Source organism: Streptomyces vastus, assembly GCF_039532825.1.
Taxonomy (GTDB): domain Bacteria; phylum Actinomycetota; class Actinomycetes; order Streptomycetales; family Streptomycetaceae; genus Streptomyces; species Streptomyces vastus.
In genome coordinates this window covers 119,577-146,491 of the sequence record NZ_BAAASJ010000033.1, presented here as the reverse complement: position 1 = coordinate 146,491, position 26,915 = coordinate 119,577, and the positions used below count along the sequence as shown (strand labels likewise).

30 protein-coding genes and 1 pseudogene are annotated in these 26,915 nt (G+C 68.3%); 10 read left to right on the top strand and 21 right to left on the bottom strand.

The genetic code is table 11. From position 1 onward, the window contains the following. Nucleotides 1-20: 20 nt before the first annotated feature. Nucleotides 21-893: a winged helix-turn-helix domain-containing protein gene (locus ABD357_RS17275; protein ID WP_344391066.1), complete on the bottom strand. Its 873-nt coding sequence runs from the start codon at nucleotides 891-893 to the stop codon at nucleotides 21-23. Between the two features lie 177 nt (nucleotides 894-1,070). Here ABD357_RS17275 and ABD357_RS17270 point away from each other — a divergent pair, with 177 nt between their 5' ends. Further along, nucleotides 1,071-1,253, top strand: a complete 183-nt coding sequence (locus ABD357_RS17270) for a hypothetical protein (protein ID WP_344391064.1) — start codon at nucleotides 1,071-1,073, stop codon at nucleotides 1,251-1,253. Between the two features lie 6 nt (nucleotides 1,254-1,259). On the opposite strand, the gene ABD357_RS17265 is transcribed toward ABD357_RS17270, so the two are convergent. The 4 genes from ABD357_RS17265 to ABD357_RS17250 form a co-directional block, all read right to left on the bottom strand. Next, nucleotides 1,260-1,904 (bottom strand): GntR family transcriptional regulator, encoded by a 645-nt coding sequence (locus ABD357_RS17265; protein WP_344391063.1) that lies wholly within the window; start codon nucleotides 1,902-1,904, stop codon nucleotides 1,260-1,262. Continuing rightward, a complete protein-coding gene (locus ABD357_RS17260) occupies nucleotides 1,901-2,128 on the bottom strand; it encodes a GntR family transcriptional regulator (RefSeq protein WP_344391062.1) in 228 nt (75 codons plus the stop codon). The genes ABD357_RS17265 and ABD357_RS17260 overlap by 4 nt, the downstream gene beginning before the upstream one ends. A gap of 64 nt (nucleotides 2,129-2,192) precedes the next feature. Continuing rightward, on the bottom strand, nucleotides 2,193-2,912 hold the full coding sequence (locus ABD357_RS17255; RefSeq protein ID WP_344391061.1) for an HAD family hydrolase: 720 nt from the start codon (nucleotides 2,910-2,912) through the stop codon (nucleotides 2,193-2,195). 53 nt (nucleotides 2,913-2,965) lie between these two features. Further along, a complete protein-coding gene (locus ABD357_RS17250) occupies nucleotides 2,966-3,844 on the bottom strand; it encodes a winged helix-turn-helix domain-containing protein (RefSeq protein WP_344391060.1) in 879 nt (292 codons plus the stop codon). Nucleotides 3,845-4,066: 222 nt separating this feature from the next. Here ABD357_RS17250 and ABD357_RS17245 point away from each other — a divergent pair, with 222 nt between their 5' ends. Next, nucleotides 4,067-4,255: a hypothetical protein gene (locus ABD357_RS17245; RefSeq protein ID WP_328769913.1), complete on the top strand. Its 189-nt coding sequence runs from the start codon at nucleotides 4,067-4,069 to the stop codon at nucleotides 4,253-4,255. Nucleotides 4,256-4,327: 72 nt separating this feature from the next. Here the strand turns inward: ABD357_RS17245 and ABD357_RS17240 are convergent, their stop codons facing one another. Next, nucleotides 4,328-5,245 carry a winged helix-turn-helix domain-containing protein gene (locus ABD357_RS17240; protein ID WP_344391173.1) on the bottom strand — a complete coding sequence of 306 codons (918 nt, stop codon included), beginning with the start codon at nucleotides 5,243-5,245 and terminating at the stop codon, nucleotides 4,328-4,330. 202 nt (nucleotides 5,246-5,447) lie between these two features. Here ABD357_RS17240 and ABD357_RS17235 point away from each other — a divergent pair, with 202 nt between their 5' ends. Next, nucleotides 5,448-5,636, top strand: a complete 189-nt coding sequence (locus tag ABD357_RS17235; RefSeq protein WP_344391058.1) for a hypothetical protein — start codon at nucleotides 5,448-5,450, stop codon at nucleotides 5,634-5,636. Nucleotides 5,637-5,747: 111 nt separating this feature from the next. On the opposite strand, the gene ABD357_RS17230 is transcribed toward ABD357_RS17235, so the two are convergent. Next, nucleotides 5,748-7,028: a GNAT family N-acetyltransferase gene (locus ABD357_RS17230; protein WP_344391056.1), complete on the bottom strand. Its 1,281-nt coding sequence runs from the start codon at nucleotides 7,026-7,028 to the stop codon at nucleotides 5,748-5,750. 241 nt (nucleotides 7,029-7,269) lie between these two features. Here ABD357_RS17230 and ABD357_RS17225 point away from each other — a divergent pair, with 241 nt between their 5' ends. Continuing rightward, nucleotides 7,270-9,270 carry an NAD-binding protein gene (locus ABD357_RS17225; protein WP_344391055.1) on the top strand — a complete coding sequence of 667 codons (2,001 nt, stop codon included), beginning with the start codon at nucleotides 7,270-7,272 and terminating at the stop codon, nucleotides 9,268-9,270. Between the two features lie 15 nt (nucleotides 9,271-9,285). On the opposite strand, the gene ABD357_RS17220 is transcribed toward ABD357_RS17225, so the two are convergent. After that, nucleotides 9,286-9,687, bottom strand: a complete 402-nt coding sequence (locus ABD357_RS17220) for a nuclear transport factor 2 family protein (protein ID WP_344391054.1) — start codon at nucleotides 9,685-9,687, stop codon at nucleotides 9,286-9,288. A gap of 125 nt (nucleotides 9,688-9,812) precedes the next feature. On the opposite strand from ABD357_RS17220, the gene ABD357_RS17215 reads away from it, so the two are divergent. Then, nucleotides 9,813-11,684 carry a S9 family peptidase gene (locus ABD357_RS17215; RefSeq protein WP_425584895.1) on the top strand — a complete coding sequence of 624 codons (1,872 nt, stop codon included), beginning with the start codon at nucleotides 9,813-9,815 and terminating at the stop codon, nucleotides 11,682-11,684. Between the two features lie 85 nt (nucleotides 11,685-11,769). Continuing rightward, a complete protein-coding gene (locus tag ABD357_RS17210) occupies nucleotides 11,770-12,597 on the top strand; it encodes an SURF1 family protein (protein ID WP_344391053.1) in 828 nt (275 codons plus the stop codon). Between the two features lie 55 nt (nucleotides 12,598-12,652). Here ABD357_RS17210 and ABD357_RS17205 read toward each other — a convergent pair whose 3' ends face one another. From ABD357_RS17205 to ABD357_RS17190, 4 genes are all read right to left on the bottom strand, one after another. Beyond that, nucleotides 12,653-13,927 carry a hypothetical protein gene (locus tag ABD357_RS17205; RefSeq protein WP_344391050.1) on the bottom strand — a complete coding sequence of 425 codons (1,275 nt, stop codon included), beginning with the start codon at nucleotides 13,925-13,927 and terminating at the stop codon, nucleotides 12,653-12,655. Next, a complete protein-coding gene (locus tag ABD357_RS17200) occupies nucleotides 13,924-14,586 on the bottom strand; it encodes a SigE family RNA polymerase sigma factor (protein ID WP_344391048.1) in 663 nt (220 codons plus the stop codon). Before ABD357_RS17200 ends, ABD357_RS17205 begins: the two co-directional genes overlap by 4 nt. 350 nt (nucleotides 14,587-14,936) lie before the next feature. Then, on the bottom strand, nucleotides 14,937-16,019 hold the full coding sequence (locus tag ABD357_RS17195) for an aspartate-semialdehyde dehydrogenase (protein ID WP_344391047.1): 1,083 nt from the start codon (nucleotides 16,017-16,019) through the stop codon (nucleotides 14,937-14,939). Nucleotides 16,020-16,065: 46 nt separating this feature from the next. Next, entirely contained in the window at nucleotides 16,066-17,343 is a 1,278-nt protein-coding gene (locus tag ABD357_RS17190; protein WP_344391046.1) for an aspartate kinase, read from the bottom strand. Nucleotides 17,344-17,622: 279 nt separating this feature from the next. Between ABD357_RS17190 and ABD357_RS17185 the strand changes: the two genes are divergently transcribed. Together ABD357_RS17185 and ABD357_RS17180 are read left to right on the top strand one after the other, a co-directional pair. Continuing rightward, nucleotides 17,623-18,324, top strand: coding sequence for a response regulator transcription factor (locus ABD357_RS17185; protein ID WP_344391045.1), 702 nt, complete (start codon nucleotides 17,623-17,625; stop codon nucleotides 18,322-18,324). Next, nucleotides 18,321-19,712 carry a HAMP domain-containing sensor histidine kinase gene (locus ABD357_RS17180; protein WP_344391044.1) on the top strand — a complete coding sequence of 464 codons (1,392 nt, stop codon included), beginning with the start codon at nucleotides 18,321-18,323 and terminating at the stop codon, nucleotides 19,710-19,712. The genes ABD357_RS17185 and ABD357_RS17180 overlap by 4 nt, the downstream gene beginning before the upstream one ends. On the opposite strand, the gene ABD357_RS17175 is transcribed toward ABD357_RS17180, so the two are convergent. Further along, entirely contained in the window at nucleotides 19,678-20,175 is a 498-nt protein-coding gene (locus ABD357_RS17175; RefSeq protein WP_344391042.1) for an SgcJ/EcaC family oxidoreductase, read from the bottom strand. The genes ABD357_RS17180 and ABD357_RS17175 overlap by 35 nt on opposite strands. A 218-nt stretch (nucleotides 20,176-20,393) precedes the next feature. Between ABD357_RS17175 and ABD357_RS17170 the strand changes: the two genes are divergently transcribed. After that, nucleotides 20,394-21,125, top strand: coding sequence for a TSUP family transporter (locus ABD357_RS17170; protein ID WP_344391041.1), 732 nt, complete (start codon nucleotides 20,394-20,396; stop codon nucleotides 21,123-21,125). A gap of 20 nt (nucleotides 21,126-21,145) precedes the next feature. On the opposite strand, the gene ABD357_RS17165 is transcribed toward ABD357_RS17170, so the two are convergent. From ABD357_RS17165 to ABD357_RS17150, 4 genes and pseudogenes are all read right to left on the bottom strand, one after another. Further along, on the bottom strand, nucleotides 21,146-21,463 hold the full coding sequence (locus ABD357_RS17165; RefSeq protein WP_344391040.1) for a Uma2 family endonuclease: 318 nt from the start codon (nucleotides 21,461-21,463) through the stop codon (nucleotides 21,146-21,148). A gap of 25 nt (nucleotides 21,464-21,488) precedes the next feature. After that, nucleotides 21,489-22,310: pseudogene (locus ABD357_RS44730) on the bottom strand (hypothetical protein); the annotation flags it as partial. Nucleotides 22,311-22,594: 284 nt separating this feature from the next. Then, nucleotides 22,595-22,783: a DUF397 domain-containing protein gene (locus tag ABD357_RS17155; protein ID WP_344391037.1), complete on the bottom strand. Its 189-nt coding sequence runs from the start codon at nucleotides 22,781-22,783 to the stop codon at nucleotides 22,595-22,597. Continuing rightward, complete coding sequence (locus ABD357_RS17150) at nucleotides 22,780-23,667, bottom strand: helix-turn-helix domain-containing protein (RefSeq protein WP_344391036.1); 888 nt, start codon at nucleotides 23,665-23,667, stop codon at nucleotides 22,780-22,782. The genes ABD357_RS17155 and ABD357_RS17150 overlap by 4 nt, the downstream gene beginning before the upstream one ends. 3 nt (nucleotides 23,668-23,670) lie before the next feature. Between ABD357_RS17150 and ABD357_RS17145 the strand changes: the two genes are divergently transcribed. Continuing rightward, nucleotides 23,671-24,087, top strand: coding sequence for a hypothetical protein (locus ABD357_RS17145; RefSeq protein ID WP_344391034.1), 417 nt, complete (start codon nucleotides 23,671-23,673; stop codon nucleotides 24,085-24,087). A gap of 24 nt (nucleotides 24,088-24,111) precedes the next feature. On the opposite strand, the gene ABD357_RS17140 is transcribed toward ABD357_RS17145, so the two are convergent. The 4 genes from ABD357_RS17140 to ABD357_RS17125 all read right to left on the bottom strand — a co-directional run bounded on the left by ABD357_RS17140 (nucleotide 24,112) and on the right by ABD357_RS17125 (nucleotide 26,779). After that, nucleotides 24,112-24,861 carry a phosphotransferase family protein gene (locus tag ABD357_RS17140; RefSeq protein ID WP_344391033.1) on the bottom strand — a complete coding sequence of 250 codons (750 nt, stop codon included), beginning with the start codon at nucleotides 24,859-24,861 and terminating at the stop codon, nucleotides 24,112-24,114. A 92-nt stretch (nucleotides 24,862-24,953) separates the two neighbouring features. Continuing rightward, the gene (locus ABD357_RS17135; RefSeq protein WP_344391032.1) at nucleotides 24,954-25,613 is read right to left on the bottom strand and encodes a DUF5063 domain-containing protein; all 660 of its coding nucleotides are present in this window, start codon (nucleotides 25,611-25,613) and stop codon (nucleotides 24,954-24,956) included. 110 nt (nucleotides 25,614-25,723) lie between these two features. Continuing rightward, nucleotides 25,724-26,323 (bottom strand): recombination mediator RecR, encoded by a 600-nt coding sequence (gene recR / locus ABD357_RS17130; protein WP_165339967.1) that lies wholly within the window; start codon nucleotides 26,321-26,323, stop codon nucleotides 25,724-25,726. A 111-nt stretch (nucleotides 26,324-26,434) separates the two neighbouring features. Further along, nucleotides 26,435-26,779: a YbaB/EbfC family nucleoid-associated protein gene (locus ABD357_RS17125; protein WP_165339968.1), complete on the bottom strand. Its 345-nt coding sequence runs from the start codon at nucleotides 26,777-26,779 to the stop codon at nucleotides 26,435-26,437. Nucleotides 26,780-26,915: the final 136 nt, after the last annotated feature.

Below are 26,915 nucleotides of genomic sequence, written 5' to 3'. Positions count from 1 at the left end.
GAGATTCGGCCGGATTACGCTCACTCCGCGAGCAGATTCCAGACGGAGTTGAACCAGGACTGCATGCTGTCAACAGAGACCGAGCCCTGTGAATTCGGGTCGCTGTCCTTGACGTAGTGCGTGAGAGTAGCTCCGAAGCCGAGCACGTCGAGCGCCTCGATCTCCTCGCCGCTGTCCAGAATGATGGGGCGCTCGATCACCTCGTACGGACCGTGGAGTACCTCGACCCGATTGAACAAGTAGAGCTTGAACGTGGGGGTCAGCGGCGCATGCCGGATCTCGATGTCGACGGCAGGGACCAGATCCTCTGTCAGGAGTTGGCGTAGGACACTGCGCAGCGAAGCCGTGTGCAGACGGGTGATGCCGAGCAGGCGTTGGCGCATGGGCTCGTTGTAGGCAGGGTCCTTGGCTCGTGGATAGGGCAACTCCAGTTCCTCGGACGGCAGCAGCATGCGCAGGGCGATGCGCTGCGGCGCTATCTCTCTCGCGCGGATTCGTTCGGCCTGCACCCTGACATGGGCATCGAGGGACTCGGACGTCAGTGTGTACACGTCCAGGGTGACCTCGGACCGCTCAAACGCCTCGCCGATGAGGCTGCCCAGCGTCACAGCGCGGCCCGGATGCGCGGCTTCCGCCGTCGAGGTCTGTATCCGCTGGGTCATGATCACCCGGGTTCCACTGCCCTGGCGGGATTCGATCCAACCCTCGTCGTGCAGCGCCCTCAGGACCCGCTGCACGGTGTCCCGTGAGACATCGAATTCTTGGGCGAGTTCTCGCTGCGGCGGCAGCCGGTTGCCGACCTCATACGTGCCGTCGGTCAGGCGAGTCCGCAGCGCGTTCAGCACACGCTCGAACTCCCTGCCGCCCCGGTCTCCCGTCCAGTCCCCGCCCACACAGCGACGGTACCTCTCCCAGCCGACAAACAAACCACTTCCAGTCAACTCAACAGCCCAACAAGCCTGCCGGTTAAGGGATCAGACAAGACGGGAAGACCAATCTTAGTCAACCAGTCCAATTGGTCGACTAGTTGATCGCTTCGCTGGAAGTGGCCGAGACAAAGGGGTGGGGCCATGGTCTTCTTCCAACTGCTGTCGGTCGTAATGAGCCTAGGCATAGAGCAGTTGATCCAATGGCGGTACGGGGCCATGGGCATCGTCTGTCTGCTGCTGATCACCTGGGGGATCCGGGCCCGTAACTCGACGTGCCTGACCGTCGCCGCCGTACTGTTCGTGCTGTTGATGGCTCAGGCCTGAGAACGCTTACTCGGCAATCAGGCTCCACACCGAGTCGAACCAGTCCTGCATGCTGTTCACGCAGAAGGTTCCCGGGGAGTCCGGGTCGTCGTCCTTGACGTAGTGCGCGATGTTGGCGCCGACCCCGACGACGTCGATCGCATCGATCTCCTCGTCCTGCTCCAGAGAGACGGGGCGCTCGGTCACCTCGTAGGGCCCGAACAGCGGCCCGGTGCCATTGAGCAGGTAGAGCCTGAAGGCCGGCGCCAGTGGTGTGCGTCGAATCTCCAGGCTCACGTCCGGCACGAGGTTCTCGACGCGCAGAGTCTCCAGAACGTCCCGCAGCGAAGCCGTGGACCGGCGCGCGATGGACCGCAGACGCTCCCGCGGGCGCGTATCGGACGGGTCGTCCTTGGCGCGCGGATAGGGCAGCTCCAGTTTCTCGACAGGCAGGAGCATGCGCACGGCTATGCGCCGCGGGGCGATCTCCTTCGTACGGATCCTCTCAGCCTGCACCCGGATGTGTGCGTCCAAGGACTGGGACGTCAACGTGTATACATCGAGGGTGACTTCGGGCTCGCCGAATGCCTCGCCGACCACCGGGCCCAGCCCCATACGGCCCGACTTCGCGCTCCGCCCCGTCGTGCTCTGGATGTGCTGGGTCTTGATCACACGGGAGCCACTCCCCTGACGCGACTCGATCCAGCTTCGGTGGTCAGTGCCCTCAGGACCCGCTGCACGGTGTCCCGGGAGACATCGAAGCGAGCGGCGAGCTCTCGCTGCGGCGGCAGCCGGTTGCCGACCTGGTAAGTGCCGTCGGTCAGGCTGCTTCGCAGCGCGTCCAGCACACGCCCGAACTCCCTGCCACCCCCATCGCCGACACAGCACTCAGCCACACACCGACCGTACCTCCGCCAATCATCAAGCAAACCAACCCAATTGGACGCACAGTCGTTCGCCTCACCGCCTCTGGTCGCGGCTCGGGCCCGATTCGCGGAGCATCTTCAGGAGAGGCTCGAACGACCCCACCACCACCTCGGCTCCGGCCTTCCGCAGCACCTTCTCCTTGGCCTCGTTACGCGCGTAGCCCATGAAACGGACTCCGGCGCTCTGGGCCGCCTCGAAGTCTGTTGCCGTGTCACCGATCATGAGCGTTTCGGAGGGCTCGGCGCCCAGGGCGCTCAGGGCGCGGTTCAGGCAGTGGGGATGCGGCTTCAGGAGCGAGAGGTCCTGTGTACGGCCGTAGATGTGCGGGGCGAAGCACTCGGACAGGCCTCGGGTGGCCAGGTAACGGTTGGCTGCCAGCGGGGAGTTGTTGGTCGCGACGGCCAGCCGTGCCCCCAGCGCGTGCCAGGTCCGGATCAGCGGATCCACGTGTGCTGTGGGGTACGCAGACTCCACGGCTCTCAGCTCCTGCAGGGTGAGACGTTTTTCCAGCTCGAAAACCAGATCACTGTCAGGATGCCGACGATCGACCATCCGCAGCACGACGTGCGGATCGGGTTCTGTCTGTTCCTCTTCCGTGAGGAGCCCGCGCAGCCCTCTCTCCTCGAGCCACCGCACCTGGTCCTTGGCCACCTGCTCCGCCGTGTGTCCCGCGAACAACTTGCATATCGGGCCGTCGAAGTCGAAGAGCACAAAGCGCGCTCCGGCGATCAGTCCCCTCAGTTTCTCTGTCACTTTCCCTGTCTCTGCTGTCACCAGCTCAGTCTGCTGCCTCGTATCAGGAGTCACTAGGAGAGTGTCAGGTCAGTGGTGATGGTTTCCCAGAGGGCGTCGAACCACTTCTGGGATTGCTCGACGAAGGCCGCGTCCCGATCGCCGGCGGCTTTCTCGAAGGAGAAGAGGAGAGACTTGGAGCCCAGGGCGTCGTACATGTCGAGGGTTCCGCTGTCCCACTCTTCCTCACGCCGCGTCAGCATGTAGTAGGCGATCAGGGCCTCGACCCCGTTGAGCAGGTACAGCTTCACCGGCGGTGTGAACGGCAGCGCGCGGAACGTCACATGGACGTCGATGCCGTGGGAGGCGCGCAGGGACTGGAGGTTGTGGCGCAGGACGTGTCCCTGGGCGTTGCGCTGCTCCAGCCAGCGGCGGTGAACCTGGTCGTCGTCGCTACTGCCGTCCACCGGGACGGGGAAGGCCAGGTTGATTTTCCGGGACGGCAGCAGGATGCGTACGTCGATGGATTCCGGGCGGATGGTGCCCTCGTGGATGTGGCGCACCGGTTCGGCCAGGGCGGTCAGCAAGGTCTCGGCAGTGAGGCAGGCCGCGTCGATGCGTACGTGCTTGGCCGTGAAGGCCTCCATCAGCTGCGGGGCCAGGCCCACCATCGTCGGCTGAGGCTCGTCGGTGGGCGGGGACACCTCGGCGATACGCGGCGGGCTGCCCTTGCTGACGTTGCTGAGCAGGCCGTCTTCCTGGAGGGCGCGGAGGGCCTGGCGGACCGTGCCGCGTTCCACTCCGAACTCCTCGGCGAGTTCGGCCTGCGTGGGCAGGCGGTCGCCCGCCTTCAGTTCACCGCCGCGGATGCGGTCCCTCAGGATGTCGGCGATCTCCTGGGGCGAGAGCCTTCTGCTGCCGTTCACTGCGACGTTCTCCTGGGTCACGACCAAACGCTACAACTTTGCTCCATCTTAGGCGAGTTGTTCGGGAGTTGTTGATTAGCTCAAACCAACTCCGGGTAAGTTATTCAATGTTGGCAACCAACTAGGCCAAGATGGCGGAATGCCCCCCTCCTTTCGCAACCACTTGGCAGATACGCAGTACGCGCCCGAAGTGCCCGCTCTGCCCGCCTTGCCCCTGGAAGCCCGCCACTCCCCGAAGGAGGATCCACCATGCCCGCCATCGCCTTCATCTCCGCAGTCTTCGTCGTCGGTTTCGAGGAGCTCGTCGAGTGGCGGTACGGTCCCGTCGGCATCCTGGGCCTGCTTCTGCTCAGCATCGGGATCAAGGCCAAAAGCCCCGCCTGCAGCTCGATCGGAGCGGTGCTGCTCGCCATACTCGTGTCGGGCCCGGCTCTGTGAGCTGGGAAGACCCCGCCCCGAAAGAGCTAATGCCCGAAGATCCTCCGCTCGAAGACCCACCCGTGGGAGACCTCAGCTCGTGAGCTCCAGCTCCAAGCTGATGGTCTCCCACAGTGCGTTGAACCACAGATGCGACTGCTCCACGAACGTGGTGTCCCGCAGCGCGGGTCCCTGCTCGAAGGGGAACAGCATGGACTGCGTACCTTCGGCGTCGTACATCTCCAGGTACTCGTGGTCGATCTCCTCGCCGCGCCGCGTGAGCGTGTAGTACGCAAACAGCGCCTCCGCCCCGTTGAGCAGGTACAACTTCACCGGCGGGGTGAACGGCAGCGCGCGGAACGTCACATGGACGTCGATGCCGTGTGTGGCCCGTAAAGCCAGCAGGTTGTGGCGGAGCACCTGGCCCTGGGCGTTGCGCTGGGCCAGCCAGCGCTCGTGCACGAGGTCGTCATCGGTGCCGCCGTCCACCGGGACGGGGAAGGCGAGGTCGATGTCGCGGCTCGGCAGCAGGACGCGGACGTCGACCTTGGCCGGTTTCATACGGCCCTCGTGGATGAGTCGGAGGGGTTCGCCCATGGCGAGCGTGAGGGAGACCGCCGTCAGGCACAGGGCGTCGATCTCCACGTGCTGGGCCGCGAAGGCGTCCGCTATCCGCGGTGCCAGCGCGACCATCGTGGGCTGCGGCGTTTCCGGCCCGGGCAGGGCCTTTTCCACGTCCTGGGCGACGGTCGCCGGGCTCCCCTTGGACACGTTGGACAGCAGGTGCTCCGACTGCAGGATGCGCAGCGCCTGGCGTACGGCACCGCGCTCGACGCCGAACTCGTCGGCCAGCTTGGCCTGCGTGGGCATGCGCTGGCCCGGCTGCAGCTCTCCGGACCTGATCCGGCTGCGCAGCGCGTCAGCGACCTCTCGGTGTGACCGCTGTGGTCGCTGGGGCCGTTGAGACCGATTCCGCCCATTGACGGCGGCGTGTTTCGCGTCCACGACCAAACAGTACAACTTCGCGCCATCTTTGGGCAGTTCCTTGGAAGGTGGTTATGAGACGCTCCCAAGCGGAGATAAGTTCAGTGGAGTTGGTAGCCAACTTCAGGAACATGGCCAGACTTTCAGAGAAGTTGGTCACCACCGGTGACTGGATCGACCAGTTGGTCACCCCCGGTTACCGCGTCCCCATCCCGAAGGAGGGACCGAAATGCCGCTCATCGCCACCCTCGCCATCGCCGCCCTCATCATCGGCTTCGAGCAGTTCGTCCAGCTGAAGTTCGGGGCGATGGGCCTCATCGCATTCGTTGCCCTCTCCATCGGCATCAAGGCCAAGAACACCTTCATCGGCGGTATCGGAGCAGTGATCCTCGTGATGCTGCTCACCCAGGCCGGCTGACCGGGCGCCACCGTCCGCCAGTCCGGCTGGCCGGGCTCCCTTCCGGAGGGGAGCCGGGAGCTCGGTCAGTCCGTTCGCATCACGCTACGGAGGAGAGGAGGTGACAGGACTTCAGAAGACGTCCGGGCACCACGGTCGCCTGGACGTACGCAACAGGGCGTCGGCGGTGGTTGCGGCGCCCGCCCGCGACTCGGCCACCCGGCCGAGCGCGGCGAGCCGCACCGCCGACTCGTCCCCGAGCCAGAGCGCCGCCAACTCACCTGCGCCCAGTGTGAGTTCGGCGGCGTCCGTGGTTCGCGTACAGCTCGCCCCGTCCGGTGAGGCGTCCAGCCGGTACCGCCCGGCCGACAGCCCGTCCGAATCGGTGACCTCCAGCACGAGCGTCCCGGTACCCACGTACGTACGCGCCTCAAGAGCCCGTACGACATCCAGGATCCGTACCCACAGCCAGTCGCCCTGCGTGGTGAGCCGCGCGGCCCGCGGGTCCGGCAGCAGGTGCGGCACCAGGTCGTCCGGAGCGCGATAGCCCGTCTTCACCGCCGTGACCCAGTCCACCGAGCAGACGTGCTGCCACAGCGCGCGCTCGGCGGCCGGCGACACCGCGATCATGTCCTTCACCTTCGCCGTGTTCAGCGGCTGCTTGGCGTCGTCCCACTCGCCGTCCGAGGTGTAGGTGAGCAGGCCCTCGGCCTCGCCGTCCGCATTGCGGTACACGGCGTGGAAGGGCTCGGTCCACGCGGACCGGTCCAGCGTCAGCACACCGGTGTTGACCTGCCACCACCGCTCGTCCCGGTCGACCACGCCCGGCTGCACCCGCCTGAGCCGCTCGTGCAGCTCCGGCCCGGTCTTGCGTACGTCCTCGCCGTCCACGAGGTCGATCCGCCCGCCGTCGTCCGGGCCCGCCCACCGGGGATCCAGCCCCGCCCGCGGCACCTCGATCGTCCACTCGGTGGCGGTGGTGGCCGGCCCGAACCCGTACCGCCCGTAGATCGGATACTCGGCCGCGATCAACGTCGCCACCACGTCGCCCCGTTCCTTCGCGGCGGCCAGGTCCCGCGCCATCATCCGTGTCAGCAGCCCACGCCGCCGATGGGTCGAGGTGACGCTCACATTCGTGATGGCATCGGCGGGTACCGCGCTCCCGCCCACCGCCGTGAGCTCCTGCGCGAACGACCGGAACGTCGCCACGCACCGCCCGCCGTCGAAAGCCCCCAGCGTGCGCTCCGGCACGATGTACGAACTGCGGTCCGCGATCTCCGCCTCCGAGACGGCGGGCGGTCGCAAAAACCCGGTGTTCAACGCGCGGATCCAGTCGGGGATCTCGGTCTCGGTGATCCGGCGTACGTCGATGTCCCGTACGCCTGGGCCCTGTAGGTCCTGGTGGCGGCTCATGATTCTCACCCTAGGCACGTGGGCAGTGGCTGCCCCAGGGGTTTTCCAGCGGCAGGATCACGGCGGACGACCGACGGCAGACGCCTGGACAGCCCGGCGCCCCCAACTCCCGAGCGGCGAGCCGGAGATACAGCACGGATACGTCAAGGTCCGTGGTGGAACCATCCGTGCTGGTGAGGCACTCTGTGCAGTTGTGGGGAGCCTTCCGTATCAGAGCGGGTCCAGGGACGATGCCGCGCACATGGTGGTGTGCGGTGACGACGCGCTGGCGCACCGGCTGGCAGCCGAGTTGCGCGGGGTGTACGGGGAGCAGGTGACGCTGGTCGTACCGTCCGCCGTGCGGACCGTACGGCCGCCGGTCGTCGGCCGGGCGTCCGCGCTGCTCGACCGGGTGTCTGCGGCGGTGAACAGAGCGGCGGTGACCCGGGCTGCGGGCAGCGGCGCCAACGCCGGCGGCGGAGCTTCCTCGGGCCGAGCCGCCGGTGCAGGCTCGTCGCACCACGAGCCCTTGGAAGCCTCCGAGCTGACCGAGGCCGTGCTCGCCGAAGCCGGCGTCGAGCGGGCGGACGCGCTGGCGCTCGTGTACGACGACGACGAGACGAACATCCGGGCCGCACTCACCGCCCGCCGTCTCAACCCCCGGCTGCGCCTGGTCATCCGGCTCTACAACCGCCGCCTCGGCCAGCACCTCGAGGCCCTGCTGGACCAGGCCTCGGCCCTGGCCATGACGGGAGCAGGGACCGGGGACGGAGGTGGAGGTGGGGAGGGGAACGGTGCCGGTGAGACCCGGGAGCAGGGTCTCGTCGACGCGTCCACCACGGTCCTCTCCGATGCCGACACTGCCGCTCCCGCCCTGGTGGCGACTGCGGTGGCCGGGACCAGCAAGGTCGTGCAGACGGACGGGCTGTTGCTGCGGGCCATGGAACGACCGCCGCCCGGCTCCGGCCAGATCGCCGACCCCGGTCTGTGCACGCTGGCCCTGCTCTCGACGACGACCAACGACCCGGCCGGCGCGGATGGTTCCGACAGCAGCGGTGAACACGGCCCTCAACTTCTGCCCGACGAACGCTCCGTGGCCGCCGCGACCGGCCGCGGCACCGTCGTCCTGGACACGGTGTCGTACTCCGGCCCCACCGCCCCCACGGGCCGTGGCGTCGTGCCCGCCCTGCCCTTCGCCGCCCTGTTCTCCCGGCGACTGCGCTGGTCGCTGGCTGGGCTGGTGGGCTGTGTGGTCGCGCTCGTGATCGCGTCGGTGGTGATGACGAACGACCATCCGCTGCACGCCACGTATATGACGCTGCTCGATCTCTTCGCCATCAACGATCCCGCGCTCGACAAGTCGCAAGGCCGCCAGATCCTCCAACTCCTCACCAGTCTCGTCGGGTTGCTGCTTCTTCCCGTACTGCTCGCCGCGGTCCTGGAAGCGCTCGGCACCTTCCGCAGCGGATCCGCGCTGCGCCGGCCGCCCCGCGGGCTCTCCGGCCATGTCGTCCTGCTCGGGCTCGGCAAGATCGGTACACGCGTCCTCACCCGGCTTCGCGAACTCGACACCCCGGTCGTGTGCGTGGAGTCCGACCCCGAGGCGCGCGGGATCGCGACCGCGCGCCGTCTGCGTGTGCCCGTCGTCCTCGGTGACGTCACCCAGGAAGGCGTCCTGGAAGCCGCCAAGATCCACCGGGCCCACACCCTGCTGGCCCTCACCAGCGCCGACACCACCAACCTCGAAGCCGCCCTGTACGCCAGGACGGTGCGCCCCAATCTGCGCGTCGTCCTGAGGCTGTACGACGACGACTTCGCCACCGCGGTGTACCGCACCCTGCGCTCGGCCCACCCCTACGCACTCACCCGCAGCCGCAGCGTCACCTATCTCGCCGCGCCCGCCTTCGCCGGAGCGATGATGGGCCGCCAGATCCTGGGCGCCATCCCCGTCGAACGCCGCGTGCTGCTCTTCGCGGCCCTGGACGTCGCCGGGCACTCGCAACTGGAGGGCCGGACGGTCGCCGAGGCGTTCCGCCCCGGGGCGTGGCGGGTCGTCGCCCTGGACACGGCGGCCCCGGACGAGCGCAGCCCCGACCTGGCCACCGCCCCCGCCCCGGATGCCCCCGCACGGACACCGGGCCTGGTCTGGGACCTGCCGCCCGGCTACGTCATGGGCGCCGGCGACCGCGTGGTCCTGGCCGCCACCCGCCGCGGCCTCGCGGAACTGCTGGGCCGACGACGCCGGGAACGTACGAACCCTTAAGTGGCCGACCGCGCCTCAGTAACGCTCAACCAAGTGCTCGCGCCCCGCCGGAGGTTCGTACGGCTCGGGCCAGAAGTCCGTCATCGATATGACGCGGCCCTGGTCGTCCCCTGTGAAGAACGAGATGCCGTACATCTCCTCCAGGCCCACCGTGAAGTGAATCCATGTGACGACCTGCCCCGGCTCGGCGACTATGCGCTCGATCCGCAGGTGCCAGTCGCCGGGATACTCCCGGTTGAACCGGACGAACTTCTCCCGCCCGCGGATGCGCTCGCGCGTCTGGGGCAGGGTGTAGACGACGTCCTCCGCGAGGGTCTCCGCGAAGGCCGCCCAGTCGCGGGCCTCGGCCGTGGCCCAGAAGGTCTCAACTGTCTTGCGCAGATCGGTCAGTTCGCTCGGATCGGTCGATGAGGTCATACCGCGATGGTGCACCACGCCACTGACAATCGCGCTGACCTGCGAAACTCCCAAAAGGCCACGAGTTATCCACAGGCTGAGGACCTCGGCAGCGGATTGTCGGTGCGAGCGGGCAGTATGGGGTCATGACTGAGAGCAACGGGGCCAACCCGGACGAGGGGACCATCTCGCACCACGCGGCGATGCCGCACGACGAGGCCATGCCGGACTGGGAAAAGCGCTTCCGGGCGCCGCGGGTGTCCTTGCCGGACTGGGCGCAGGACGCACCGCACCGGTCCCTGTTCGTGTCCAACGCGACAGGGACGTACGAGTTGTACGCATGGGATCGCGCGACGGGCGCCCAGCACCAGGTCACGGACCGGCCCAACGGCACGACGGACGGGGTGCTGACGCCCGACGGCGAGTGGATCTGGTGGTTCGACGACAAGGACGGGGACGAGTTCGGGATCTGGCGGCGCCAGCCGTTCGCCAGAGACAAAGGCGCCCCGTCCGGCCCCGACGAGGCCGCGGCCCCCGGCCTCGACCCGTCGTATCCCGCCGGACTCGCGCTCGCGCGCGACGGACGTACCGCGGTCGTCGGCAGGTCGACCGATGAGGACGGTTCGACTGTCTACGTCACCCGGGCCGGTGAAGACCCCGTGGAGATCTACCGCCATCGGGAGTCGGCGGGCGTCGGCGACCTCTCGTACGACGGATCGCTGATCGCGATCGAGCACACCGAGCACGGGGACGCGATGCACTCGGCGCTGCGGGTGCTGCGGCTGGACGGTTCGGCGGTCGCGGAGCTGGACGACACCAAGGGCGGCACGGTCGAGCTGGGCCTGGAGGTGCTGGGCTTCGCCCCGGTCGACGGGGACACCCGGCTGCTCGTCGGGCATCAGCGGCGCGGGCGCTGGGAGCCGATGGTGTGGGACGTGGCGTCCGGCGAGGAGACCGACCTGGCGCTGACCGCGCGACTGGACGGCGACCTGAGCGCCGAGTGGTATCCGGACGGCTCCGCGCTGCTGGTCGTGCACAGCTACGAGGCGCGTAGCGAGCTGTGGCGGTACGAGCTGGCGTCCCGCCGGCTCGAGCGGATCCCCACGCCGAAGGGCACGGTGTCGGGGGCGACGGCCCGCCCGGACGGCAGCGTGGAGTATCTGTGGTCGTCGGCTGCCGAGCCCCCGGTGGTCCGCTCGACGTCCGGCGAGGTCGTGCTCGACCCTCCCGGGATGAAGTCACCGGGATCAGTGCCCGTTCAGGACGTATGGGTGGACGGTCCGGGCGGCCGCATCCACGCCCTCGTCCAGCGGCCCGCGGGAGTGACGGGTCCCCTGCCCACCGTCTTCGACATCCACGGCGGTCCGACCTGGCACGACAGCGACTCCTTCGCGGCGGGCCCGGCGGCGTGGGTGGACCACGGGTACATGGTGATCCGGATCAACTACCGCGGCTCGACCGGATACGGGCGGGAGTGGACGGACGCGCTCAAGCACCGGGTCGGCCTGATCGAGCTGGAGGACGTCGCGGCCGTCCGCGAATGGGCGGTTACCTCCTCGCTCGCCGACCCAGACCGGCTGATCCTCACCGGCGGCTCCTGGGGCGGGTATCTCACGCTCCTGGGCCTCGGTACCGAGCCGGACGCATGGGCCCTGGGGATCGCGGCGGTACCGGTCGCGGACTACGTCACCGCGTACCACGACGAGATGGAGGCCCTGAAGGCGATGGACCGCACCCTCCTCGGCGGCACACCGGAGGAGGTCCCCGAGCGCTTCGAGGCCTCGTCCCCTCTGACGTACGTCGACGCGGTCAAGGCCCCCGTCTACATCTCCGCCGGTGTCAACGACCCCCGCTGCCCCATCCGCCAGGTGGAGAACTACGTCACCCGCCTCGCCGCCCGCGACGCCGTCCACGAGGTGTACCGCTACGACGCGGGCCACGGCTCCCTGGTCGTGGACGAACGCATCAAGCAGGTCCGCCTGGAACTGGACTTCGCGGAGCGGCACCTGGGGAGGTGAGCGCAGCGGTCTCGTCTTCCGGGTGACCCGGCTGGGGGCCACCCCTCGCCGGGGCCGCGGGCAAGGGCACCGTAACGTGGAGGGCGTGTACCGGTTTCTGCTGACCACTCCCCGCTGGTGGGCGATCAACGTCTTCGTGCTGCTGGCCATCCCCTTCTGCATCTTCATGGGGTCATGGCAGTTGGGGCGGTTCGAGGACCGCGTCGAGAGCCACCGCACGGCCGAGGAGAAGACGTCCGAGGACCAGCGGGCAGCGGCCCGGCCTCTGGCCGAGCTGCTGCCCGTGGACAAGGAGACGTCGGGCGAGCAGGCCACGGTGACCGGCCGGTACGGGAAGCAGTTGCTCGTGCCGGACCGGGAGCTGGACGGCAAGCGCGGCTACTACATCCTGACCATGCTGCGCACGGACAGCGGCAAGGCTCTGCCCGTCGTCCGGGGCTGGCTGCCCGGTGACGCCGACACCGCGAAGACCCCGGCCGCACCGTCCGGCGAGGTTACCGTGACCGGCGCGCTCCAGGCGTCCGAAAGCCCCGGCTCGGACGGCGTGAGCGCGGCGGGTGGCCTGCCCGCCGGCCAGACGGGCGCGATCAGCGCGGCGTCACTCGTGAACCTCGTGCCGTACGACGTGTACGACGCCTGGGTCACGCTCGCCGAGGCCGATGCGGGGATGACGGCGGTGCCCGCGAAGGCGCCGCAGGACACGGGCCTGGACCTGAAGGCGTTCCAGAACCTCGGCTACACCGGTGAGTGGTTCGTCTTCGCGGGCTTCGTGGTCTTCATGTGGTTCCGGCTGCTGCGCAGGGAGGTGGAGTTCGCACAGGACGCGGAACTGGGCCTCGCCGAGGAGCCTGCGAGCGAGCCCGCCGACGAGGCGCGGGACGAGCAGAAGGCGTCGGCCTCACCTACGGCCTGACATAGGCCCTACTGCCTGACATCAGACAAGACATCAGCCTCGCCACGGTCTGACGTCAGGACGCGGCCAGCATTCCGGTCCGATACACCGTTCCCGCGCAGGCGTCGGGCACGGTCGCCGAGGTTGTCGGGGCGCCGTCCTCCGCCGTGTTCGACACCACGACGCTGCCGTCCCGGACGCCTTGCTCCGGGACGAGCTGCGTGGTCGTGCCGCCGCCGGTACCGCCCTCCGAGCCCGTGGTCGTACCCCCGCTGTCGCCACCGGTGGTGGTGCCGTCCGTGGGCGTCGGCTCGTCAGGCGGCGTGGTGTTGTCGTCGGGAACGGTCGGGCAGGTCTCCGAGGGTACCCAGGCGAACTTCACCTCGTACGCCGCCCCCGGCTGCAGTACCAGCGTGCTGACCTCGGTCGCCGGGTCGGGCAGGCCGGTCGCCGCGTCGCCCGAGGTATGGGAGACAACCTGGATCTTGGTCCCGTCCGCCGCGCCCTGCGGGAGAGCGGAGACGGTGCCGGAGCCGGTGACCGTACAGGTGGCGGCGGAGACGTTGGCGATCTGGAAGGTGCCGTAGACGGCGCCGCCGGCGTCGGGGGCACCGACGTTCGAGGTGGCGTTGCCGAGCTGCGTGGACGTACAGACGGGTGCGTCGGCGGCCGAGAGTGTCGGCTCTGCTCCGCCGGTGGATCCGGTGCTGCTGCTCTCTTCCTTGTCTTCGCCCGGCGTCTCCTTCTTGTCTTCCTTGTCCTTCTCTTTGTCCTTGCCCGGGGAGCTGCCGGGGCCGCTGTCCTCGCTGTCCTGGGCGGAACCGCCCTGGCTGGCTCCGCCTTGAGTCTGCGAGGTCTGGTGTCCGGCGATGGACGGGTCGGCGTCGGAGCCGGTGGAGTTCGAGACGTGCACGAAAGCCGGGATCGCCGTGCCGACGAAGAGCGCGGCGGCGGCCATCCCGACGACGGCCTGGCGCTTGCGGGCCCGCCGGGCCGGTACCGCCCGCCGCAGACGATCCAGCGTGCCGTCGTCATCGGCGGGCTCGAGCTCCTGTACGGCCTGGTGCAGCATCCTGCGCAGGGCCAGCTCGTCGGAGGCAAGGCCGAAGCCCTCCGAGCCCTCCGGGACCGAGCCCTCCGCTCCCCCCGAACCGGAGTCCGGCGCACTCGCTCCGTCCGGTGATGCCCCAGGCCCGCTCGACTCCGCCGCCCCGCTCGACTCCCGCAGGCCCGGATTCTCCGAGTGGCCGTGATTCACAGTTCCGTTCCCAGCGTGCCGCTCATGATCGTGCTCGTACCCATGTTCGTACTTGTTGTCGCCGTTGTTGTCGGCGCGATCGTGGTCGCTCATGCCGCCGCCTCCATGGCGATGCGCAGGGCCGCGATGCCGCGCGACCCGTACGCCTTCACCGAGCCCAGCGAGATGCCCAGCGTCTCGGCGACCTGTGCCTCGGTCATGTCCGCGAAGTAGCGCAGGACCAGGACCTCGCGCTGGCGGCGCTGCAGTCCCTTCATGGCCTTGATCAGGGCGTCGCGCTCCAGCTGGTCGTACGCGCCCTCTTCCGCGCTCGCCATGTCGGGCATCGGCTTGGTCAGCAGCTTCAGCCCGAGGATGCGGCGGCGCAGCGCGGAGCGCGACAGGTTCACGACGGTCTGGCGCAGATACGCCAGGGTCTTCTCCGGGTCGCGCACGCGTTTGCGCGCCGAGTGCACGCGGATGAAGGCCTCTTGGACGACGTCCTCGCAGGAGGCGGTGTCGTCGAGGAGGAGCGCCGCGAGGCCCAGAAGCGAGCGGTAGTGGGCGCGGTAGGTCTCGGTGAGATGGTCGACGGTGGTGCCCGCGGCCGTGGCGTCGTCAGCGCCCTCGCGCTGATCCGGAATGCGGGTGGGCCGAGCTGCGGGCATGGGCGCGATCACCGGCATGCCGCCGGGCGCGCCGGCCAAGCGGGCTCGGCGGGGCGGGCGCAGGGCTGTGCCGCGCGCCGCTGGGAATTCGAGTACCTCTGCCACGCATGTTGGACACGTTTACCCCTGTCAGGGTTGTACGCGACAGGCATCACATTTGCGTCAGGCCGCGCGACCCCCGGCGCGACCGGCAGCGCGCCCGACAGCGCGTCGTATGCCCTCATGCGTACCAGCTCTTCCTCTATGCCCATGTGATCGCGGCGTCCGGACACCCCTGAAGGGCGACCGCAAAGACGCTCCCCGCCCTCCGCACGGTTGCGGAGAGCGGGGAGGAAAATCTTCGAACGCCGAAGGCTCCGGTTCAAGGTCCGGACCAACGGGCGAACCATCAAACTGTCACAGATTCTACAAACGTTTCAGACCATGACCGGACGAATACCGCCACAGGCCCGAACTCAGGCCCCGGCCCTCCTCAGTTCCCCCGCCACCAGCTCCGCGATCTGCGCCGTGTTCAGAGCCGACCCCTTCCGCAGGTTGTCCCCGCACACAAAGAGTTCGAGCGCCGTCGGGTCGTCAAGAGCCCGCCGTACGCGCCCCACCCACGTGGGGTCCGTGCCCACCACGTCGGCCGGTGTCGGGAACTCCCCCGCGGCCGGATCGTCGAAGAGGACGACCCCGGGCGCTGTGGCGATGATCTCGCGGGCCTGGTCGACGGTGACCTCACGCTCGAAGCAGGCGTGGACGGTCAGCGAGTGCGTGGTGACGACGGGCACGCGCACGCAGGTGACGGCGACGCGGAGGTCCGGCAGTCCGAGGATCTTGCGGGACTCGTCCCGTACCTTCATCTCCTCCGAGGACCACCCGTCCTCCCGGGCGGTCCCGGCCCACGGCACCACGTTGAGCGCCACCGGCTCCGGGAACGGCCCCGTGTTGTCCCCCACGGCGCGGCGTACGTCACCGGGGGTCGTACCCAGCTCCGTACCCGCGACGAGCGACAGCTGCTGCCGCAGGGTGTCTATGCCCCGGCGCCCGGCGCCGCTCACCGCCTGGTACGAGGAAACCACCAGCTCACGCAGCCCGAACTCGGCGTGCAGTGCGCCGAGGGCTACGATCATGGACAGCGTCGTGCAGTTGGGGTTGGAGATGATGCCGCGCGGCCTCAGCCGGGCGGCATGCGGATTGACCTCCGGGACCACGAGCGGCACATCCGGGTCCATCCGGAAGGCGCCGGAGTTGTCGACCACGACCGCGCCCTTGGACGCGGCGATGGGTGCCCACCGCTCGGCCACTTCGTCCGGTACGTCGAACATGGCGACGTCCACGCCGTCGAAGGCGGCCTCGGCCAGTGCCACGACCTCGACCTCCTCGCCGCGCAGGGCCAGCTTGCGGCCGGCCGAGCGCGGCGAGGCGATCAGACGGATCTCGCCCCAGATGTCCGCGCGCTGGGACAGGATCTGAAGCATGACGGTGCCGACGGCTCCCGTCGCTCCCACGACCGCGAGCGTCGGCTTACGGGTCTGCCCCGCATCCGCGGTCATCAGCGGCCGGTGCCTCCGCGCGAGAGGCCTCCGTATGCGAGGACGGTCATCGCCCGGTGCCTCCGTAGACGACGGCTTCGTCGCTGTCGGAGTCGAGCCCGAAGGCGGTGTGCACGGCGCGGACGGCTTCGTTGACGTCGTCGGCGCGGGTGACCACCGAGATGCGGATCTCGGAGGTCGAGATCAGCTCGATGTTCACGCCCGCGTCGGACAGCGCCTCGAAGAAGCCCGCCGTGACGCCCGGGTTTGTCTTCATACCGGCCCCGACGAGGGAGATCTTGCCGATCTGGTCGTCGTAGCGCAGCGACTCGAAGCCGATCGCCGTCTTCGCCCGCTCCAGCGCGTCGATGGCCTTGCGGCCCTCGGTCTTCGGGAGCGTGAAGGAGATGTCCGTCAGGCCGGTGGAGGCGGCGGACACGTTCTGCACGACCATGTCGATGTTGATCTCGGCATCGGCGATGGCGCGGAAGATGACGGCGGCCTCGCCCGGCTTGTCCGGGACGCCGACGACCGTGATCTTGGCCTCGGAGGTGTCGTGTGCGACACCGGAGATGATGGCCTGCTCCACCTTCTGGTCCCCTTGCTGAATCGGCTCGTTGCTGACCCAGGTGCCCTTGAGCCCGCTGAAGGACGAGCGCACGTGGATCGGGATGTCGTAGCGGCGCGCGTATTCCACACAACGGTGGAGCAGCACCTTGGAGCCGGAGCTGGCGAGCTCCAGCATGTCCTCGAAGGAGATCCAGTCGATCTTCCGCGCCTTTTTCACCACGCGCGGGTCGGCGGTGAACACGCCGTCGACGTCGGTGTAGATCTCGCAGACGTCGGCGTCGAGGGCCGCGGCGAGCGCGACGGCCGTGGTGTCGCTGCCGCCCCGGCCGAGGGTCGTGATGTCCTTCTTGTCCTGGCTGACGCCCTGGAACCCGGCGACGATGGCGATGTTGCCCTCGTCGACCGACGTCCGGATCCGGCCCGGCGTGACATCGATGATCCGCGCTTTGTTGTGGACCGAGTCGGTGATCACGCCTGCCTGGCTGCCGGTGAAGCTCTGGGCCTCGTGACCCAGGTTTTTGATCGCCATCGCCAGCAGGGCCATGGAGATCCGCTCTCCGGCGGTCAGCAGCATGTCGAACTCCCGCCCGGCAGGAATCGGGGATACCTGCTCGGCGAGATCAATCAACTCATCCGTCGTGTCACCCATCGCCGACACCACGACGACCACCTGGTGGCCGTTCTTCTTGGCGTCGACGATCCGCTTGGCGACTCGCTTGATGCCTTCGGCATCCGCTACGGAGGAGCCTCCGTACTTCTGCACGACAAGGCCCACGTGCGCTCCTCGCTCATTCCGTCTCGTACCGCACACTGCGGTCGGCTCAGTCTAACGAGCGGCCGAATGCCACCCGGGTGTTACCGCATCGTGAGATGTCCCGCCCACGACGTGATCACTCGGCCCTGTCGCCGAGTGGTGCCGACGGCCCCGGTGGGTCCGGCCGCTCCAGGACCGCACATGCCCCCTCAGGGAGGGCCCACTCGGAAAAGTGCGCCGAAAGTGTGCCGAGTCACACCCGCCGATGAGCCTGAGTTTTCAAGCACTAAGGTTCCGGCTGTGCGCGTACTTCTGGTGGAAGACGACGAGCCGATCGCCCAGTCGCTCCGGCGCGGCCTGACGCGATACGGCTTCGAAGTGGAGTGGGTCACCACGGGCCGGGACGCCCTGGCCCACCACGAGGCATACGACGTCGTCCTCCTCGATCTCGGACTGCCCGACACCGACGGCCTCGACGTCTGCAAGGCCCTGCGGGAGCGCGGCGACGTGCCGATCATCGTGATCAGCGCGCGCAGCGACGAGACGGACCGGGTGGTGGGCCTGGAACTCGGCGCCGACGACTACGTCTCCAAGCCCTTCGGCGTACGAGAGGTCATCGCGCGCATACGGGCGGTGATGCGCCGCATGCAGCCGCGCGGCACCGAGGCGCCGGCGGAGGCCGGCCCCGACCGGTACGGGCCGCGCCTGACCATCGACCGCAAGGCCGCCCGCGTACGAGTGGACGACGAGGAGCTGGCCCTCGCGCCCAAGGAGTACGACCTGCTCGCGTTCCTCACCCAGGAGCCCGGCGCGCTGATGTCGCGCGAACAGATCATGGAAGCGGTCTGGGACGCGAACTGGTTCGGGCCGACCAAGACGCTGGACGTCCACGTGGCGGCGCTGCGGCGGAAGCTCGCGGACGTGATCACGATCGAGGCGGTTCGGGGGGTCGGCTTCCGGCTGATCGTGAACGACGGCGACGGCGGCAAGGGCACGTCATGATTCGTCAGCTCGTCCGCAGTTACGTCCTGCTCGTCGCCGTCGCCATCGCCCTGTTCACCGTGCCGGTGGCCTTCACGCTCACCCACCAGTTGCGAGACGACACCGCCCTGTCCGTCGAGCGCGAGGCCAACACCATGGCGTTGCTGCTGGGCACCGGCAACGAGGCCTCCTGCCAGGGGCTGGAAGAGGTGGCCACAGCGTACAGCGAGCGGTCGCCCGACGATGTCCAGGTGTTCTCCAATGAGCCGTGCGCGGGGAAGGTTCCGCAACCGGACCGGGACGCGGCCCTGACCAAGGCCCTGGAGGAGGGCGACTCCACCACCGACTGGGGCTCCAACTTCATCTGGGGCCCGAAGCTGATGGTTACCGTCCCCGCCCACGCGGTTTCGGCGGACGACGGGGGGAAGGCCGAGGGCCCGGTCGTCGGCGCCGTACGGATCGAGTACTCGACCGAGGACCTCACCAAACGGCTGTGGAACATCTGGGGCTTCCGGGCGATCCTCGCGGTGCTCGTCCTGGCCGTCGCCGCCGTGATCGGCACCGTAGCGGCCCGCCGTCTCACCCGCCCCCTGCGTCAACTCAACGACATGGCAAGCAAGTTCAGCGACGGTGACCTGACGGCCCGTTCCCCCGTGACGGGCCCCCAGGAGACACAGACCCTGGCTCGCACCCTCAACCAGGGCGCCGAACGCCTCGACACGCTGATGTCCGCGCAGCGCATCTTCGTGGCGGACGCATCCCACCAGCTCCGTACGCCTCTGACGGCGCTGCGCCTGTCGCTGGACAACATCGCGGACGGGGTGGACGACGAATTCGTCAAGGAGGACGTGGAGCAGGCGACTGCGGAGGTGGTCCGGATGAGCCGCCTGGTCAACGACCTGCTGGTTCTGGCGCGGGCCGAGGCCAAGGTGACCGCCGCGGAACCGCTGCCGCTCGGTGACGTACTGGAGGAGCGGCTCGCGGTGTGGCGGCCGGCCGCCGACGAGCGCGGAGTGTCCATCGCGCTCAGGGGGAGTGCCGACGGCCGGCTTCTTGTGCTGGCCAGTCCCGGTCATCTGGACCAGGTCCTGGACAACGTGCTCTCAAACGCCCTGGAGGTCTCACCGGACGGCGCGGCGATCACCGTCAAGGTGGAGTCCAAGGGCGACCAGGTGGTGCTGAAAGTGCTGGACCAGGGCCCCGGTATGTCCGAGGCCGAGAAGTCCCGCGCCTTCGACCGCTTCTGGCGCGGTCAGGGCCTCACCGGGCGGTCCGGCTCCGGTCTCGGCCTCGCCGTCGTCAGACAGCTGGTGACGGACGACGGCGGGACCGTTGCGCTGGAGGACGCTCCCAGGCGTGGTTTGTGCGTGGCGATCAGCCTTCGGGCAGCGTCGAAGAGTGATGGTTGACGATCTTCCACTTGCCGTCACGCTTCTCGTACTCGTACGTGTAGCGGGCCTCGACGACCCTCTTCTCACCGGTCTCGGGGTCGGTGACGTGGAAGTTGTACAGGCCGGCGTCGATCGCGGAGTCATTGTCGAGAACGTTGATGACGGTCTTGACCTTCTCGCCCCGCGGCTTGTTCTCGAGGAAGTGCTCCATGTAGTCGACGATGCCGGCGCGGTCCGTACGCACCTCGGGGGACAGGGTGGGCAGCAGCACCGCGTCCTTGGCGTAGAGGTCGGCCACCTTCTCGGCGTCGCCGGTCTGCAGGGTCGCGTTCCACTTGTCGAAGAGGGCGGCGACCTCCTTCTTCGAAGGCTTGGCGGCCTTCTCGGGAGTGGCCGCGCTGATCCCCGCGGTCACCGTGGCAACGGAGACGACGGCGGTGGCGGTGACGAGGGCGGCACGTATGTGGGTCTTGCGGGTCATCGCAACTCCAGTGCGGTCTAGGCGAGTTGCTCCCTTTCCGCTACCTCTGCGGTGGGAGTGACTCCAGACTCGCGTGGCGCTGGTTAGGACCCATGCAGCGGACGTACAGGGGTGGGTCAAGATCCGTCCAAAGACGGAGGGTGACGCTTTGATTACGCCTCCCCGAGGGCTCATCCCGAGCGCTCATCCCGAGGGCTCATGAGGGAGGATTCGGCACTGTGACGGGTGGATGGGCGGGGAACTTGCTGCTGGGCGGCATCATTCTGCTCGGGTCCTCCGTGCAGTGGCTGACCGGTATGGGCTTCGCGCTGGTCGCCGTACCCGCCCTCGTGCTCGTACTCGGCCCGACCGAAGGCGTCGTGCTCGCGAACTGCGCGGCCGGGGTCATCTGTCTCGTCGGGCTCGCGGGTGGGTCGCGGCAGGTGCGACTGCGGGCGATGGTGCCGCTGTGCGTGGCAGCGGCGTGCACCGTACCGGCCGGGACATGGGTGGCCCGGCGACTGCCCGAGCCTGTCCTGCTCGCCTTCATGGGGACGCTGGTGACGGTGGCCGTGCTGCTGGTCATGGGGGGTGCCCGGGTGTCAGCCCTGCGCGGGGGCGGGGGCGCGGTGACTGCGGGGGCACTGGGCGGGTTCATGAACTCGGCGGCGGGCGTCGGGGGACCGCCGGTCTCCCTGTACGCGGTCAACGCGGGCTGGCCGGTACGGGAGTTCGTGCCGAACGCGTTCTTCTACGGGGTGGTGGTGAACGCTTTCTCGGTCGCCGCGAACGGGGTGCCCCATCTCAGCACGCCCGTCTGGCTGTTGGCCGCGATCGGCATGGCCGCCGGAGCCGCCATCGGGCGAGTGCTCGCCCCTCGGGTTCCGGAGAAACGGGCCCGGGTGCTGGTGCTGCTGCTGGCGCTGGGCGGGGGCCTCACGACTTTGGGGAAGGGACTCTGGGGGCTGTAGAGGTTTGCACCTCAGCTCCCTCAGTCCACGAACTCCTTGAGGGGCTCGGTGTCCAGGGTGATGTCCACAGGTGCCGGGAGCTTGACGGCCGCCCCGAAGGGCAACTTCTCCTCTCGCCGGTAGCGGCAGCCCTCGGGCTGCGAGAACACGACGACCGAGCAGTCGTCACGGTCGATGAGGAGGTAGACGGGGATGCCTGCGGCCGCGTAGCCGTCGGGCTTCTCGATGCGGTCGCGCCGGTTGGTGTCGGAGTCGTACGACGTGACCTCCACAGCCATCAGCACCGTGTCCGCACTCGACCACTCGCCATGCCCCTTGAGGCCGCCTTTGGGGACCAAGATCCCGTCGGCGCGGGCACGCCCCCCCCCGGATGATCTTCGCCGTCCGCTCGTCCGCGTCGCAGGTGGCGCACGCCATGATCACGCGGGTCACACGGGCGCGGAGGGGGCGGCCAGGGCTGGTCTCGCCGGTGCTGTTCTTCTGCGGGGGCATCTTCGACTCCAATCGGTTGCGGGCGAGTCCGCCCGGGTTCGTGACGGTGGGCGGCAGCCCGTCTGTCAGCGCACGGGTCATGTCGGCCGGGGTGGCGCCTCGGGACAGCCACTCGGCGGCGCGGGGTTCGAGCGCTCGGCACTCGGCTTCGGAGAGCGCCATACGGGGGTCTGCGGTGCGGAGTTGGGCGAGTGCGAGGTATGCGGCGCTGGGCTCGGGGGTTGGTTCTGCCTCCGAAGTCGGCTCGACATCCGGGGCCGGGGCCGCATCCGGAGCGAGGGCTGGAGCCGGCGCGGCGAACTCCATTCGGGCAAGTCCCGGCTGGTAGTTCTGGGTTACGTCCCTGCCGTGGCGCTCTCGCGTGAACTCGGCCCACCACTCCAGTGACCTGGGCGTACGCGACCAGTACGTCCGCGTCACCCATCGCATCGAGTTGTCCTCGACGGTGATGTGTTCCTTGATCCAGCGGAGGTGGCCGAACTCGGTGAGGCTCCTGAGGGACGTACGGGATGCCTGCTGGCCGTAGCGGGGGTGCTCGGCCGCGATCACCTTGTGGCCCATGGCGTGGCCGTCGTCGAGGTGGTCGATGAAGATGGCGAACTCGGCGTCTCGGGGGCACAGATGCGCGAAGTCCGCGTCCGCGTGCGGGGATTCGTCACCCACGGCGCGCTTTCCGTAACCCGTTTTGGCCATGGGGTGGGTGGGGCGCGGCAGGACAGGGTTAGGCTGGGCGTAAGCCACGATCGACTCGCATTCGATCCGTAGGTCAGGCCCCGGAGCCGGTGTTGGTAGCACCGACCGGGGCCGAACTATTTGCTCGTTTGCCGCGAACCTAGAGTGACTTTACGTTCAGATGCAAGCCGATCACGGAACGTCACTCTTACGAGCTACGCGCCTTCAACTCACGTACAGGCTTGCTTGGTTGGGTTAATCCCCCACCAGACCAGAACCCAGGGGAAAAGCTCGGGTCTCGGAGCTCAAGCTCCGGGCTGAACTGCGGAGATGAAGGCGGACCAGACGAGGACGGGGATCATCAACTCCGGGCTGGTGACGGCGAGTTTGGTATCGCGTACACGGACCGTGGTCGGGGTGACAGCGACTTCGACGCAGTCGGAGCCTTCGGAGTCGCTGTAGCTGGACTTGAACCACTTCAGCTGCTCGCTCACAGGTCCTCCGTCATCCGCTCGATGAAGGTGGCCGACTCGGCAGGGCCGAGGGCCACCGCACGGATCATGCTAAGCCGCTCGGTGTGCTTCCAGACCACTTCCGCATCAGAGGTGAACTGGCTCACCGACTGGCCCTCAGATAGCGCGTAGCGCTCTCGGTCACGGGTCTCCATCAGCACCATCGGCCCCATGAGAGCGGCCGGGATCGCCCGCGCGAAGGGCAGCACCTGGATCGTGACGTTGTTGCGGTTACCTGCGGCCAGCAGATGGAGGAGTTGGTCCTTGTCGACCAGCGGGCCGCGCAATGCAGCCTCGTACAGCACGAAGCTCAGAGCCACCGGAGGCTTGCGCGTGAGTAGCTCCTGTCGTTCCATCCGCGCCGCAACGCGCTCCTCGACCGTCTGTTCTTCGAGGGGCGGGCAGTGGTCACCGATCAGTGCCCGCGCGTGAGGCTCCGTCTGCAACAGCCCAGAGATCAGCGCCACTTCGTACGACCATCGACTGATCGCCTGCTGCTCGAACAACATGAAGTCCTGAGCCCGAGCCGGAAACTTCTCCTTCTGCAGATACTCCTTCGCCGCGCTCAGCAACCCTTCCGCCCGGCACAACTCATCCGCCGCGTCCAGCACACGCGGCGTCGGCATCCGTACGCCCTGCTCCATGGACTTGATGGTGTCCGGGGAGTAGTTGGCGGCGGCGCCCAACTCCTCACGGCTGACGCTTGCCTTGATACGCCACCGCTTCATCTGGTTGCCGCTGTAACGCCAGTTGATCGGCGACGGCGTAGAGGAGTTGTACTGGACTGACGCTGCGGCCACCTCCGACTGATACAACCCGGCATGTATCCCCTCAGTCACTACCGAGCGTATCCGGGCGCTCGCCATCGTGTGACCATGACGAACGCAATCCCTCACCACCGCCCCGAGTGGGTCCCCCTCGCCGGCCACCAACTCCGCGTATCCGGCGTCCACTTCGACGCGATCCGCATCCAGGGTGTACGAGGAGAACAGGTCGCCGCCGAACTCATCGAGGCGGCCGACGGCGACGCGGGGCCCGTTGTCTGCGAGGCGGTCGGGTTCCGGTGGATGTACTTCCTGCTGGCACCCGGAGCTGCGCGGACATGCGACTGGCCGCTGGGCGTGCAGCGGTTCGGCAGGGCCGGGAGCCGTACGGTCACGTACATCGGGGTGCCGGCACTGGACGGGAACACGTGGCCGTTGCAGTGGTACAGCGAACCGACGGTCACAGCGCCTTACGTGGAGGCGGGGCGGCTTCGGGCGGTGCTCGGCCCTCGCGGAACATGACGGCGGAGCGCCTGCGGCAACTGCTCATTGCCATGTGAGGGCAGCCTCGAAGACCTCGCGATTGGCTGTGGTGTACGCGTGCTCGCGCCGAGACCAGGCGATGCGGTCGGCGATCTGTCGGCAAGTGGCCTCAACGGCCCCCGGATTGACCTGTACCTCCGCCCAGAAGCGAGCATTGCGGGCCTGGCGTTCCAGCACCGCATCGACGAGTACACCCCGCTCCGGGCCGACCAGACCATAGGCGTCAGCCAGCACACGCACCTGCGCGGCCTGGACAGCGACTGGTGGCGCCTGGGCTTTGGACGAAACGCACCACAGCCAGGCCACATAGCCGAGATCCTCCAGCGGGCTGCCTGGCGCGGCCGTGTCGAAGTCGATGAAGGCGACCGGTGTCTCGTTCTGGAAGACGGTGTTGTTGGGTCCCAGATCGTGGTGGCACACGACCTGGTGCGGCCCTGCGAGGCGGCTCCGACGGGTTGCGTCGTGCATGGCACGCACAAGGTCGCCGACTGCGGCGACCTGCCCGTCGGTCCACTGCTGGAGCTTGGGCGGAACCCAGCCCGGAAGATAGCTGAACGTGTCCCGCCCCGCTTCGTCCCGGCCCAGATAGCGCGGCGCTCCCGCGAACCCTCGGTTCTCCAACAAGCCGAGCAACGCGGCAACGAACGGCGAAGCCGCCGAAGCCGGTCTGCGGACAGTGTCGGCGACGCGGACGACACCCTTGGTGAGACGGCCTCCGGCCAGCGGAACGACGTCATCAGAGGCGTCGGCCATACCGCGAGTTCCTCCTGGGCAGGGTCAGCCTGCTCTGTTACTCCCGCATCCGGCGCTTGACCTCAGCCCAGCTGCTGCACCGGCTCACCGCGCTACTTGACCTCCCGCAACCCCAGCGGCCCCGCCAGTTCCTCCGCCATGACCTTGCCGGCCTCCTCCTCCAGGGCGTCCTCGCTGAGGTCCTGGTCGGTGTCGAGGCCGTTGAGTTCTTCCAGGGGCTGGTTCAGGCGTACGTGGGCCACCAGGGACTGGAGGGCCCGGAGGGTGGCGGAGGCTGTGGAGCCCCAGTTGGAGAAGTAGGAGAACTGCCACCACCACAGGGCCTCCGTGGTGCGGCCCGCACGGTAGTGGGCCATGCCGTGCCGGAGGTCGGTGATGACGTCGGCCAGGTCGTCGGAGATACGGGCGGGGACCCGGCCCTTGCGGTGCTCGTACGGGTCGAAGACCTCGGAGTAGACATCGATCGGGTCGAGCAGCGCGGCCAGGCGCTCGCGGAGTTCGTCCACGTCCGGCTCGGGGCCGAGGTCGGGCTCGTAACGCTCCTCGGGAAGGATGTCCTCGTGGGCGCCCAGGCGGCCGCCCGCCAGCATCAGCTGGGAGACCTCGAGGAGAAGGAAGGGCACAGCCGAGTCCGGCTCGTCGCCCTTGGCCACCTCGGTGACCGCGACGAGAAAACTCTCGATCTGGTCCGCGATCTGGACCGCGAAGTCACCCGGGTCCTGAGCGGTCTCGTGCAGCGTGGCGTCAGACATCTAGAAGCCGACCTTCCTCATGAGCAAAAACACGTTCAGACATCCAGGAGCCGCCCTCTCGCGAAGGCGCGGCCGTCTCGGTGGCGTTCATCTCAGCCATCTCAGATATCTCAGACATCGAGCAACCGCCTCCCCTCGAAGGCCCGGCCCAGGGTGACCTCATCGGCATACTCGAGGTCACCGCCGACCGGCAGACCGCTGGCCAGGCGGGTGACCTTGAGGCCCATGGGCTTGATCATGCGGGCGAGATATGTGGCCGTCGCCTCGCCCTCCAGGTTCGGGTCCGTGGCCAGGATCAGCTCCGTGACCGTGCCGTCCGCCAGGCGGGCCAGGAGCTCTCTTATCCGCAGGTCGTCCGGGCCGACGCCCTCGATCGGGCTGATCGCGCCACCGAGCACGTGGTACTTGCCCCGGAACTCCCGCGTCCGCTCGATCGCCACGACATCCTTCGGCTCCTCCACCACGCAGATGACGGCGAGGTCGCGGCGCGTGTCGCGGCAGATGTTGCACAGCTCCTCCTGCGCGACGTTCCCACAGGTGGCGCAGAAGCGGACCTTGGCCTTCACTTCGAGCAGGGCCTGCGCGAGACGCCGTACGTCCGTCGGCTCCGCCTGCAGGATGTGGAAGGCGATCCGCTGCGCGCTCTTGGGACCGACGCCGGGGAGCCGCCCCAGTTCGTCGATGAGGTCCTGGACCACGCCTTCGTACAACGGATTGCCTTCCTGTTCACGCTCTCTCGGTACGTACCGTAATCGCGCTTGTCTTCTTGGTACGTACGGTAGTTGGCGTCCGGCCTTCTTAGAAGAGACGGCCGGATTGACTTAGAACGGCAGGCCGGGGATGCCGCTGCCGCCACCCAGGCCCTGGGCCAGCGGGCCGAGCTTCTCCTGCTGGAGCGCCTGCGCGTTCTCGTTGGCCGCCTGGACCGCCGCGACGATCAGGTCGGCGAGGGTTTCCGTGTCCTCGGGGTCCACGGCCTTCGGGTCGATCTTGAGGGCGCGCAGCTCGCCGGAGCCCGTCACGGTCGCCTTCACCAGGCCGCCGCCCGCCTGACCGTCGACCTCGGTGCGCGCCAGCTCCTCCTGCGCGTTCGCGAGGTCCTGTTGCATCTTCTGGGCCTGCTGGAGCAGCTGCTGCATATTGGGCTGGCCACCACCGGGAATCACGATCAGCTCCTGGTTTCGTACGGCTGTCCGGGCAGGGGTCTTCCGCCCGCGCGGGCGTTTCCCCGTCTGGGCATGAGCCTACGTGGTCTACAGCGGCATCGCTCCAGCACTCTTTCGAGTGAGGCAAGGCGATTGC